Annotated in this window: 9 protein-coding genes and 4 pseudogenes; 5 read left to right on the forward strand and 8 right to left on the reverse strand. The window is 58.7% G+C overall.

The features are described 5' to 3' along the window. Positions 1-129 precede the first annotated feature (129 nt). The 4 genes and pseudogenes from ALC15_RS43440 to ALC15_RS23385 form a co-directional block, all read right to left on the reverse strand. A pseudogene (locus ALC15_RS43440) lies at positions 130-288 on the reverse strand (FAD-binding protein); the annotation flags it as partial. A gap of 7 nt (positions 289-295) precedes the next feature. Further along, positions 296-589: a DUF971 domain-containing protein gene (locus tag ALC15_RS23375; RefSeq protein WP_050629288.1), complete on the reverse strand. Its 294-nt coding sequence runs from the start codon at positions 587-589 to the stop codon at positions 296-298. 501 nt (positions 590-1,090) lie between these two features. Beyond that, complete coding sequence (locus ALC15_RS23380) at positions 1,091-1,597, reverse strand: PIN domain-containing protein (RefSeq protein ID WP_050629289.1); 507 nt, start codon at positions 1,595-1,597, stop codon at positions 1,091-1,093. Positions 1,598-1,599: 2 nt separating this feature from the next. After that, entirely contained in the window at positions 1,600-2,856 is a 1,257-nt protein-coding gene (locus tag ALC15_RS23385) for a helix-turn-helix domain-containing protein (RefSeq protein WP_050629290.1), read from the reverse strand. A 369-nt stretch (positions 2,857-3,225) separates the two neighbouring features. Here ALC15_RS23385 and ALC15_RS23390 point away from each other — a divergent pair, with 369 nt between their 5' ends. The 3 genes and pseudogenes from ALC15_RS23390 to ALC15_RS42095 all read left to right on the forward strand — a co-directional run. Beyond that, entirely contained in the window at positions 3,226-3,510 is a 285-nt protein-coding gene (locus ALC15_RS23390) for a hypothetical protein (RefSeq protein WP_050629291.1), read from the forward strand. 81 nt (positions 3,511-3,591) lie between these two features. Beyond that, entirely contained in the window at positions 3,592-3,930 is a 339-nt protein-coding gene (locus ALC15_RS43445) for a hypothetical protein (protein ID WP_128089565.1), read from the forward strand. Beyond that, positions 3,923-4,685 (forward strand): annotated as a pseudogene (locus ALC15_RS42095) (ISL3 family transposase); the annotation flags it as partial. The gene ALC15_RS43445 and the pseudogene ALC15_RS42095, both read left to right, overlap by 8 nt. 291 nt (positions 4,686-4,976) lie before the next feature. Here ALC15_RS42095 and ALC15_RS43450 read toward each other — a convergent pair. Next, positions 4,977-5,516 carry a hypothetical protein gene (locus tag ALC15_RS43450; protein WP_128089566.1) on the reverse strand — a complete coding sequence of 180 codons (540 nt, stop codon included), beginning with the start codon at positions 5,514-5,516 and terminating at the stop codon, positions 4,977-4,979. Positions 5,517-6,807: 1,291 nt separating this feature from the next. Then, positions 6,808-7,855, reverse strand: a pseudogene (locus ALC15_RS23415) (IS110 family RNA-guided transposase). 848 nt (positions 7,856-8,703) lie between these two features. Between ALC15_RS23415 and ALC15_RS23420 the strand changes: the two are divergent. After that, a complete protein-coding gene (locus ALC15_RS23420; RefSeq protein ID WP_050629296.1) occupies positions 8,704-9,051 on the forward strand; it encodes a hypothetical protein in 348 nt (115 codons plus the stop codon). 144 nt (positions 9,052-9,195) lie between these two features. After that, positions 9,196-9,549: a DUF1842 domain-containing protein gene (locus ALC15_RS42105; RefSeq protein ID WP_283806289.1), complete on the forward strand. Its 354-nt coding sequence runs from the start codon at positions 9,196-9,198 to the stop codon at positions 9,547-9,549. Between the two features lie 238 nt (positions 9,550-9,787). Here ALC15_RS42105 and ALC15_RS42110 read toward each other — a convergent pair. Then, a pseudogene (locus tag ALC15_RS42110) lies at positions 9,788-9,952 on the reverse strand (DDE-type integrase/transposase/recombinase); the annotation flags it as partial. 513 nt (positions 9,953-10,465) lie between these two features. Then, a complete protein-coding gene (locus ALC15_RS23435) occupies positions 10,466-10,912 on the reverse strand; it encodes a hypothetical protein (protein WP_050629299.1) in 447 nt (148 codons plus the stop codon). Positions 10,913-12,291 lie beyond the last annotated feature (1,379 nt).

The following is a 12,291-nucleotide window of genomic DNA, read 5'->3' on the forward strand; positions in this document are numbered from 1 at the left end:
GCGTCGACTGATCGAGCTTGAGGCGTTTGCGCTTGTCGCGAATGATGGCGCCGAGGTCGGCTGAAGTGCGTATGAGCATGGCGGATTCCAAATGTCACCGTTCGCTCACATTACCGTATGTCAGCGTTCGCCCGAGCGCTTCACATTGGCTTTTTCCAGAAGGACCACGCGCGCGGCCGGATTGCGGCGCTTGGCCTTGTACGCGGCCATGGGGCCGGCTGTGCCGCCGCCGATCACCAGCACGTCGCAGCTCACCTCGGCCAGCCCCTCTTTGATCTCGTCCAACATGCTGACCTCAGCTCGCCTGCTGTTCGGCGAGTTCGCGCAAATACGACCAGGGATAGATGCCCCGGTCATGTCCGTCCGAAAATGACAGGCGCAAGGCGTAAGTGCCGACCGGCTCGACCGCGGCTACGTAAAGTCCGGGCGCGATTGACAGCTCAACGCCGTCAAACTGTCGCCGGATCTCGGTTGCGGCGCGGCTCGCGCGCCGCAACGCCTCCGCGCCGAGCCGAAGGGTCCCACAGCCCGGCCAAGTCAGCGCAAGCGCTGTGGAGTTATCGACCAGTTCAACCTGAATGGACTGCATGTTTGGCTCGCGTCGTCGTTGCAGCGCAATTTAGGCCGACCTCGATCCGCAAGGCTTGCAATAAATTGCTTTCGCGAGGAGTCGTGGTGCGAGAGGGCAGTCCGGAATTGGATGCCGCCTTTAGCGCGACCTTCTCGGCGCCATACCAAGGGAACAGCCGACGCACGGCGCGTTCGAGCGGGCAATCGGCCGAAGGCACCACCGCATCGAGCACAATCAGCCCCGCGAACACCCGATCGACAGAAAAAATCTGCTACGACATCTGAATCAGGTAGCCGCCCCCGCAAGCCGCGCCGACGATCACCGCGAGGAGCAAGGCCACCGCGAGGGTTACACGGAACCAAGCGATGATGAGGGGCGTAGCGCCGAAAATGACGATGAAGCCGAAATTGCGCTAACCGCTCATGCCAGGACTGGCCTCCGCCCGTCCGAACAGCGGATTGGTGTCAGTACAGCGATTTATGGTGCCGATCCTGAGCGTCACCTCGTGGCGACACAACATCACAGTACATCTCGAAACGACGCGAACGACATTTCGAACCGTCTTTGGGCCAATAATGCCTTTGCACGGTCGGCCTCCTCAATCGAAATGACGCCTGCTCGAACTGCGAGCAAGAAGATGCCTGGGGTGGTCAATATGCGGCGTTCGCCCAATCGCTTGATTGCTTCGCGCCGAAAGACCCTCTTTTCGTCACATGCAATATCAATGTTTCGCGCGACGGCCACAGCGAGTGACGCAGCTTCTCCCTTGCCCATGATCGCGGATAATTCGGCGAACAAGCTGAGACTCTGAAGGTCTTCGAGACGTTCTCGATGTGCCCAGCCGCTCGAAAAGGCCGCTGTCAAGGCCGCCGCCTGCTCGGGAACGGTGATTTCGGCAACGACCTCCTCAAGCACAAGGAACTCGTACCCATCAATTGATCCAAGCAGGCGCAGCGCGTCTGAATGGATCAGATTGATCAGCACGTTCGCATCCGTGACAACGATGCGACGCGGGACCGGCGGCAATACTACCCCCCAGGAATGGAAACGCCGGTTGGCTTCTCTCGCTCAATCAATTGAAACTCATCCAGCGAGATAGCCGACTTCGGCTGCTTCAGCACGGCCGCGAAGAGCTCTTCAACCTTCGAACGGCTGATCGCTTCACGCTCATAGGCTTCGAGCGCTAAACTCAGGAAGCGATAGTGAAAGCGATATCGCTCTTCATTGTGGGCGGGCTTTGGCAGTCGCATCAATCGCTCTAGGTCGCGTCCTCTCCCTTCGCGCTCTTGCGCCAGAAGCACTTGCAGTTCACGGTCTGAAAGGATGTGCAGGTTACGAAGCCGGTACAACGCGACGGTCCGACTAACGCCAAAGCGGTGGGCCAACAAGACCACGTCGTGGAGGCGCACGTCCTGAGAGCCCGTTCCACGTGCCTCAATCCCGATCGCACTCTCGTCGCCCGTTGGAGTCTCGGCAAACAGGCGTGCCTGTCCGCCCTTTCCCAAGGTCGAAAGGAACTCGCGAACTCCACCCTCCGGCATCAAAAAGTTTGCAGCGAAAGAATTGGCTCGAACCTCCATGAGTTCGGTATTCTGACTATTTCGGCTAATGGTGCCCTTGACATCCGAGTCGAGAAGCACGTGTGCGTACTCGTGAGCAAACGAGAAGGTCCGCCGGAGAATATGCTCTTCGCAGTTCACAGCCACGAACGGACCAATATCAGGATCGAGGAGCGTTAAGCCGGAAACGTCCTCAGGAAGGCTAACCATCGCCGTCCGCACGCCCTGCGCTTGGAGGAGCTCGTTGATATCTTCAATCGGAGCGTCGCCCATTGCCAGACGACGCCGCTCCTGTTCGGCCACTGAGCTCCCTTGCCTAATTGCGTCGTAGCGAGAGCGCGGACTGGGAATTCCATAACGGACCATCGACGCCAGGTCACGATTGGCTCCCACCAGTTTTTCGAGATGCGTAAGCTCTCGACTGACAGACATGCAGTCGCGAAGCGCATCGGCGGCATTTTCATCAGCTAATGCCTCGGCAAGCCGAAAGGCAACCAGAGCAGTCTCCTGACGGAAGTCCTCCGAGAAGAACTCGCGAATGTCCCGCCCGTAGAGCCGCGCCAGTTGGTCAAGCTCCAGGCTCCCAACGGCACGGTTGCCAAGCTCGATCTGTGCGATCGCCGAGCGCGAAACATCAAGGTGGTCGGCAACTTGGTCTTGGGTAAACGACACGGCTTCGCGGGCGTCCCTTAGACGCCGTCCTAACTCCTGCTGCGTAAGGGGCATGCTCTCTCCCGGTTGGCTCCGGCGGAGGATGCTGGGGGATGTCCCCCAGCATCCTCCGCCGGAGCCGGCCAACTGCCTTTACCCGATTCACACCTATTCGTCAATTTTGACCTAGAACGTTCGAAATTCGAACATTCCGCTTGAAATTTGTCGTAGCAGCGTTATTGTCCTCTCTCAGGTAATAGGCCGATTTTGCGGGAAACTCTGCGGAATACGGGGAGATCGGTCGAACGCCACGTTCCCAAACCCGAACGCGGCTATGCCAAAAACGGAACCCGAAGTTAGAATTTCGACATCCAAATCCGGCTGATACTGCAATCCGATAACGAAGTTGCCTGCCTGCAGGATCGGCAAGAAAGGCGAATTGATATGGAACAGGAATCCAAACTGGAAATTGTGGTCGCCTACCCGGCTGCGCGGGATGACCTGAAACAGACCGGCGTGAGCCGGGAAGAAACGCTGGCTCAGCTGAAGGCTCGCGTGCTGATCGCGTTCGAGCTTACGGAGGGGACCGGCCCGGACGGAACGGTTACCACCTACGTCTTCTACCATGAGAAGACCAAGCTCGAGGATCTCAATCGGACCTTGGGGCAAATCGCTGGCCGAGAGGACATCCTTCGGCTGAAGCTGGCGCAGCAGGTCGTCTATGGCTGACGAGCCACGCCGGAAGTCTCTGGCGATCCTGAACTTCGAGGATGATCTAAAGGCCGCGTCCGAGGCACGAGGCGCGGAACGATGGAAATTCGACCGGCGCGGCGATCTCGAGCTCTGGGTGACCGTCGCGCGGCCGGCAACGAGGCCGATCTCTACATCGCGCGGCTATTCTGGCTGGACTACCCAGGCGAAAAACCACCTTCCGTGAAATTCGTAGATCCATCGACAGGGCGGCTCGACATCGCGAAGGCTTGGCCGATGGCTAACGGGTTTCGTCCCGGGAGCTTCGATATTTGCGCCAACTGGACTGCCGAGGGCTTCGTCACGCATCCCGAATGGGCCACGACCGACAATCGCTGGAACCGCTCAGGCAATATCGTTCTCAGAGTGATGCGCCTTCTTCAGCAAGAGCTCGACTAGCCGCTATCGACGCCGCGTGACCGATCTGCCGCTCTCGGGGGCGGATCGTCCAGCTCTTGGTAATCGCCCGCCGCTTTCGCTGTGGCGCGGTTCTATGCGGGCGCCAAATCTTCACCGAGCGCTTCGCCGAAGGCGTACTGGCGCCATCGGCGCGACGTACGGCAAGCCTGGACTCCATCGTCCATCACCTCGGTCTGGCGCTTGGCGGTCGACCTGCAGCAGGCTTTGCAAAGCGGCTGATGCTGCCGGTGAGCAAAGATACGCTTCTTCGGGTAGTTCGGCGCCGTAGCCGTCGTCCAACTGACCCGCTCAAGGTTATCGGCATTGATGATTGGGCCTGGCGGCGCAATCACCGATACGCCAGCATCATCTGCAACCTGGAAAGGCGCCGGGTGGTCACCCTGCTGCCGGATCGTGAACCGGCAACTGCCCAAGCGTGGCTCTCTGCTCATCCCACGATCGCAATCGTCGCCCGTGATCGTGGCGGCGGATATGGCGAAGCGGCAGCCAAGGCTCTACCGCCTGCAGTACAGGTCGCCGATCGTTGGCATCTGATGGAGAACGCCAGTCGGGCTTTCCTCGACGCCGTACGCAAATCGATGCGCCAGATACGCACCGTCACCGGCGCCACCACAATCAATCCCAAGCTGCTCACGGCCGCCGAACGCCTTCAGTATGAGGGTTATCTGCGCCGCGAGGAGACTAACGCGGCCATCTTAGCACTGTCGAAGAACGGCATACCTATCAAGCAGATTGTGCGTATCGTCGCTTGCAGCATCGCCTGCAGGCCGCTTAAACTCTAACCCCTGATGACTCAGAGCCTCCCTTCGCAAAACGCTGATCAGTCTCAAATCATCTGACGACGGACAATGGCCGGTCCCGTCAATGTTCGATCGCTTGATGTGCTCGGCCGAAGTACGCCGTACAAGGTCCACCGCTTGAGGCGGCGGCCCGCTCGGTGGCGTCCACGATGTGTAGCGCGCGAACCAGAAGTCGGTAGAGCAGGAGATCACTGGGTATCACAAAGCGGGCCGTGCGAAAACTGCTCATGCACTTGGCATGCCGGTTTTAGCAGCCGCCGTGGGCACCAAGGGAGGACATTCACCACTTGAAATTCCTCTCAAGTCGCATCTCGCCGGCGCTCCAATAAGAGCCTGGCGTGTTAAATAAGTCGCCGCCAAGCCATTCCAGGATTTCGCAACACGAAACCAGTTCTCCTTTCGAGCTGGCAATAGTTGTAGCTTCCTTTGCGCCTTGCGCGCAGCCGCAAACCTTCCGTCGCGTTCAGCCTGTTTCAGAGTCTTGATCAGCAACTCCTCGGTTTGTTTCCATCCGTCGTTTGCAATTCGCCCCTCGGCAAAGTACCCGAAGACGACTCGGAAGGTCAGAGCACGACCTGCGGCGGCCCGCGAATCCAACTTTGGTTCAGTCAGCCATCGTTGAAGAGTTTCGAGCTGGTCCGGCGTACCAAGCGTGAGAACGGCACGTTCCCCGAAGAGCAGGAATGTCGCGAATGCAGCGACCTCCAGTTGCGTATCCAAATCCTGGTCATCCAGCCAACGGGCGATTGCTTCTAATGGAGACATAGTTCGGCTCTCCTGCCTTTCAGTCCCGGTTCGAGCGTTGCGACCGGCATAAGGTGGTATGTGAGAGCGATTCGGCCCAGAGAACGCCACGCTGGTCAACTACAAGAACTTGCGGGTTCAAATCCCTATAATTGTCGGACACAATCAAACTACAAATAACCGGAAAAGACCTGATGTTGGCGCTATGACCACCTTGGTTATCGATCGCCACTGAAAACGCGGTACCGACTTGGCTACATCGCATGCGTCGGTCGGTTTTGGAACATATAGTCATCATCGGCCGATGAGCACGAAACGGACATGGCTACGACACACTTGGTATGTTTCCTTTAATCAATCGAAGGGGCCAAATCGATATCCCATTCGAGAAACCAGAACCTTTCCGAGTGAAGCTGACGCAAAGAAGTTTGCGGGCGAACTTCTGAATAGTCCTCCTGCAAGTTTGACTACGATGTTAGCTGGAACGATAAACCCGTATTATCCAAGACGCGTAATTGGATCGAGCGACATAGTGCTTTGGATTCGTGGTCGCAACTGAGCCCCATATAGCTGAGCGGGACACGCCGCTGGGAACGGTCGGCGAAAGTACTCATAGAACGCGCCCATCACAATGTCGCCGTTGTCGCTTTCGGAAACAAGCGAGCCTGGATATAACCTGGGCGGTGCTGAGAAACGGAGTGCGGTTTACGGATATTAGCCCATGGCGGCTTAGAAGGCTTGGCGGTCCAGCCAAGTGTCGAGCTGTCGCGGATATTTGCGAGAGTGACGACGAGATGGCCTGTCAATCGAACGGTGCTTCGGAAACCTGGTCAAAAAAGATGGCGGCTCAACGCCGGACGTCACGGCGGGACCGCCTCTGCCGCGATCGGCGCCTTGCTGAGTCACGCTAGTTCAAAGAACTTGCGCCTACCGTGCGCCCACCACGCGCAGGCTCGATGATCGGTCCTGCTTTGCGGTTGGCCTCGTATAGCTTGCTGAACGCGGTATAGGCTCACCCTGCATCAGTCCGGCGTATAGCGCGACATTTATGGAACGGCCCGCGGGCGCAAGAGCTTTCTCAATCGACTTCACACATGGGAGCGGTGCGGTCATGTATACGGCCTGTAAAGCGCGGCGCATGACCGCTGGCCTCGATGAAGTCCGCGACACAAGGGGCTAAATCAATCAGACGCGCTTGAAGCGCATTGTCGCACACTCGTGTCGGGATTTCGTCCCGTGGGTTCATCGCCTGTTATTGCTCCTTGCCCTCTGCCGGCCCGCGCCGGTCAGATCTCTTTGACAACTGCTGTATTCATCGAGCGGCAGCCGTAGTCGTCGCTAGCGTCTCCCGATGCCGATAAATCCCGCCCCTGTTCAAGAGCGCCCAGGCAATTCGCGCTGTCTTGTTGGCCAGCGCGACCGCTGCCACCTTGTACGGACGTCTGGCGAGCAGCGCCTTCAACCATGGCCGCGTTCGATCGGCCTTCCGGGCAATTCGCAGGACGGATGTCGCCCCAAGAACGAGGAGGCTCCGAAGTTCGGGGTTTCCCATCTTCGAGATGCGTCCCATCCGCTCCTTGCCCCCCACTCGAATGCCGTCGCGGCGTCAGTCTCAGCCAGGCAGCAAAGTGACGAGAGGATTTGAAGCCGCCGGGATCTGGCACCAGCGCCTTGATGGTCGCTGCTGTAATGGCTCCAATGCCGGGGATCGTAGTCAGTCGGCGCATGTCCTTGTCGGTCTTTGCCGCAGCAACAATGGCTCGCTCGAGCTTGTCAATCTCGTCCGCCTGAGCCTCGATTTGATCGGCAACTGCCGTCAGGGCGACGCGCGCTGCCGTAGGCAAGCGGATATCTGCTACATCCCGTACGATTGCAACCAACGCCTCGACCTTTGTTCGGCCGGCGCCGGCAATGATGCCCAACTCGGCCAGATGCGAGCGCAGGGCGTTGATCGTCTGCGTTTGCTGTTTGACCAGAGGTGCGCGACTCTTCAGGAACATCATTGCGGCTTTTTGCTCAGCCGTTTTGATCGGAACGAAGCGCGTGGTCTTGCGAGTCACAGCCTCGCTGATGGCCTCGGCATCCGCCGCATCCGTTTTTCCACGCTTCACAAACGGTTTGACGTAAGCTGGTGGGATCAGCCGCACTTCATGGCCGAGAGTTGCAATCTCTCGTGCCCAATAATGAGCGCTGCCACAGGCTCCTATTCCCACAAGGCAGGCTGGCTGCTTCGAGAAGAAATGCAGCACTTCGCTGCGCCGTAGTCTCCGGTTGAACACCGGTGAGCCATCGCCACCCGCGCCGTTAACTTGAATAATGTGCTTCGCCAAATCCAATCCGATGGTGCTAACCTGTTTCATGGAACGGTCCCTCCTTGTGGCGTTCGAACAACGACCACGTCTTAGCACGATGATGCTGCCGGAGCGGGCCGTTCCACCGCATCAATCAGGATGAGAGCGAGTCTCACCCTGATCGCCGCCGCGCACCGGCGTAGCCCGCGAGAGTTTGCTCCGGATGAGCGGCGAACAGCGGGTTTTGGCCGCCAGGTTCGGCGCGGGCAAATGTCCTTGCGGGCCCTTCGCGGAGGGCTGCGGTCTTGCCCGTAAAGCCAGTCAGATCCGGCATCTCGCGCTTGACGCTGAACTCGCGTCATGGATGACGAGGATCGGTCCCTATGTCGCCGTTACGCGCCCGGGCCTAGTCTCGAAATGACCGCTGATGTTCTCGATGTCGAAGGGGCAGCCTATCAAAACCCGGCTTCGAAAGACACTCAATCGTCGCGGCGAGCATCCGACGGCTTTCGGCCAGGACGCGCAGAATTTTGACGCCGTCGTTGTCGCGTTCAGCCCGTGTTAGGCTGCTGACATAGTGTTTGCAACTCGACGCTGAGCATCGAGGCTCGCACCAGCGAGGCACACCTTTTCTATCGCCATTGAGCATTCACTGCGCAATCTTCGTTGGCACGCCCGTTGCTTATTAGCTCGCAGCTCCGGGAGCTATCAACCTGGCAAAGAGCTTCAGACGTCAGGCCGATCTGCGCAAGCTCTTTTCGAGGAAGCGAATAAGACCAGCACCATGACCGCTCATCCGTGCCCGGAGAACGCGTTCGCGGCAGCGGGCGGACGCCAGCCAAGCGCGGTACTTGTCATTAGGCGTGCGGGGCTGCTGCGTGGCCTCGCCAACGCTCACCAGAAGGACAATAACAATCATGGGTTTCTATCAGACGGAGCCGTTTAAGACGGCAAAAGCCAGCTTCATCTACGGACCTGACGGATTCGGGCTATTTCTGGTCGAGGTTCAGGGTGACGCGCCAAACTTCACTACGGGAATTACCCTGGTGCGCGACCCGCATTGGGTCGGCGGCCTGAAGATTGACGTGATGGGCTGGACGGGACCGCTCGGTGATGGGTCAACGCCCTACACGGTTAAGGGCAGCTTCCCCGGCCACTACGTGCCGCAAATCGTCGTGTCCGGCAGCAATAGCACGCGACTGATTCCGGTGAAGGCGATCCCGGCGGAAGAAGCTGACGACTACGTGCGGCAGTCGGCCAAATGATCGCGGCTGATCAGCCGATCAATCCTCTAAAATGGGAAGGGATAGTTCTATGCCGGATACGACAACCAAAGACCGGGTCGGATTGTTTCATGCCAGCTATCAGATTGGCGAAAGCCGCCCCGGAGGATAATCTTCAAGCTGGATCTGGTCGTCGACACGCCGAACAGGCGGGTCCAGGGTTTGGGCAGCATCACCCAAGCCGTTAATCCGCCGCTCGATGTCGCCACCTCCCTGCAAGGCAGTTACAGCCAGTTGCCGACGCTCCCGCCGACGCCAGCGCTACTTCTAGTACTCCTTACGGGCTACCCGCCGATCCACTGGCCGCACCATGCCGGGCTGGGACCGGTGATTCTGCCCAATGTCGATCTGCGCATGAGCCTGATCCCGAGCTGGCAATCAGGGATAGCTTCCTACCGTTATCGCAGCGGCCCCGACAGTGATTGGCAGGAGGTCGAGGCTGCGCCGGTCAAGCTGGTGTCTCCGGCCGTCGCGTCATGAAACATCAAGGTGGCGGCCGGTAGCGCTCCTGCACGACAATCGACACCGGGCTGCTCGTTCAGATACAGTAATAGTCGTCTTTGTGGAGATCCAAGCTCCATGGTCAGTTGCGGTCGAAAAGACAAGGTCGATTCGATGGCGGTGCTGAGCGCGGAGCGGGCGGATGCTTTGGCGCAGTTCGTCACACGTTCCGGACTGAGATGTGCTTGAGCCTATATCGAGAAAAAGTATCGGGCAGTTGAATCAAAACGTCGAGAACGAAGCCATTGTGATCGACAGCGCGCCAGAGCCAATGTTGTCCGCCCGCGATCGAGACAACGATCTCCTCCAGATGCCATTTGTCGCTGCGAGCGGGAGCGCGCTGGCGGATGCGGTCGGAGAACACGTTGCCGAATTTCCGCCCGCCAATGGCGCATGGCTTCACATGGCTTCATAGGTCACCTCCTTACCATCTTCGATCATGGACAAAGGGAAAACTGAAACACAACCAAACTGCGCGATGAGGGGATCCCGGACGTCCTGCCTGCCGTCATCTAACCATCGACCGCTTCAATCGTCAGAACCTTTTCTAGGTCATGCGAGAGCGCTGGCTGTGTCGACGAAACGAGCGCAGCCAAGCCCGGCAGACCTCGGCGCGGAGCATGCCCCGCCGCTCCAGGTTTCCCGGGATCGCTTGGTAGTTCAGGTATAGGTATCCCTGCATGACGCGAAGGAGCCAAGCGCCGATCTCACCCGATAGCCGCACGGCCGCCCCGGAGCAGCAGAGGTCCTGCTTGCCAGCCTCCTCGATCATGCCACCGCAACGCGGACGTGAAGCGCGGCACTTAGTCTTGGTCGGAATGACCGACTATGACTGGACGCGTTCGATGTCCACTCCTTTCCGGACAGCCACGCAAGAGCGGACATGCCAGAGCGCTTAGTCCGGGACGCGAGCAGCGCGCAAGTGACCTTGCGGCTGGGGATTGTTGGCGGGATTAGTATCGTATTTGGATAGGCGCGTGATAAGCCCGCTCGTGGCGAGCGGTTGCAAGTCCGCCTCCAGCGCGTCAGCAATCTCCTTGGCATAGACCTCACGGTCGTCCACGTGGAGCGTAAAGGACTTCAAATACTTTTCCTTCTTCGCCGGATTCTCGATCGCCGCCTTCGTCCAATGGTGGAGCGGATAATTTTCGACGCCATGCTCTTCTGCTGCGGCGACATACTCCGCAAAGACGTCGAACTGGCATTTCGGCGCAGCGCCACGCTTGGCGAGGATATCGAACAGCCGCGCCAGTGTCGGACCTCGATGTTGTCGACGCAACGCTTCCGCCGCGGCAGAATCATTCACATCGAACCTAACCTGATACTGCCACTGACTAGTCATACTATTCTCGCCATCTGGTCGCACCCGATTTGTCTTTTACGACCGCAAGACGCTGCCGCTCCCTCAGAGCAGGTCCGGTACCCGTTGTGTCAACGCTGACGGCAATGTCAGGCCGACCACTGTGTTACAAGGTCCTCTTTTTCGCAAGGGGCTCGCTGAACGAACGAAGATCGATCTGAGGCGGCCGATCTCCTCTCTGCCGTCGCTGGCCGACACCGTGAAGCCAACTCGTGTTACCTTGACATTGACTACCTTAGTCGTCGCTCACACCTCGTAGCCTGTAAGTGTAGCGGCGAAGTGGCGGCATCTATCTGCTGCAGTGCTGACCCTGCTTTCATCTGAATCCAAGAACGGGCTGATGACGTTGAGCGAGGCTGTGAGCAGAGTCGGCGCGGGCGTCGCAAGCACTTGCCGCATAAGGCGTCGTCGAATCGATCGTGAGGCTGACGTAAGCGCATCGGCAGGCCTTCCAATCTTAAGAGTGGACCTACCAAATTGAGCAGTCGTCTACTCTGGCCGAAATGCCTTACCCTTCAAAGTCGGACGATCGGCAACCTGCAAGCACGACTGTGACAAATATCCGCTAACGGATCCGTCGGAGTAGTCGCAAAATGGAGGTCACAGATGTGAGGTATAGCGATGCGATCGCCGTTCGCCGTCGCTACCGGTGCCGCGGGGCACGATCGATAACGATGCGGTGCGCGTCGATCCCGTCCTGATCTGGATCGACGCGTTCGCTGGTCACACTTTCATCTTCGATTAAGAGAAAACTCGCGACTTGATTGCATTTTGTCAGGAGCGTCGAAGGCATGCAGTACGTACTGGTCGACAGCGTGGCTAATCGCAATTTGGCAGCATCTCACCATTTGGACGCCAACTTAATGACCGACAACACCACCGCTGTGGACGCTGCCACCACGAACTTTGCGTCGCCTCCGACTAATCTAACGGGGGTCCAGATGACCGCGGTGCAGTTAGCCGCGCACTTCAGGAAGTCGCCAGCGACGATCGTCCGTTGGGCACAAGAGCCCGATTTTCCGCGTGCAACGGCTCTAAATGGAGAAGTGCATTGGCCGACAAGCGCGGTGCACGATTGGCGCCGCCGACGCCAAAGGGCAAGAGGCAGCTGTAGAGGCGGACGTCGAGAAGGCACGGCTCCGCCAGAATTTAATCGCCGCGTTTGCTCGCCCCTATCTGTCACAGATCCGGCGATCGACGGTTCCACCGCGTGGCGCGCCTCTCTCTCGACCCATGATCGTCCAGGCGGATGGCTCGCTTGCGCCCGCGTCGCTCGATGACAACCGGAATTGCTCTCGCGGATGAGCAGTGTCCCATGTATGCATCTGCTGCTGGTCGGCCACGGCGCTTCAGCAATGATG

The organism is Bradyrhizobium viridifuturi (assembly GCF_001238275.1).
GTDB lineage: Bacteria > Pseudomonadota > Alphaproteobacteria > Rhizobiales > Xanthobacteraceae > Bradyrhizobium > Bradyrhizobium viridifuturi.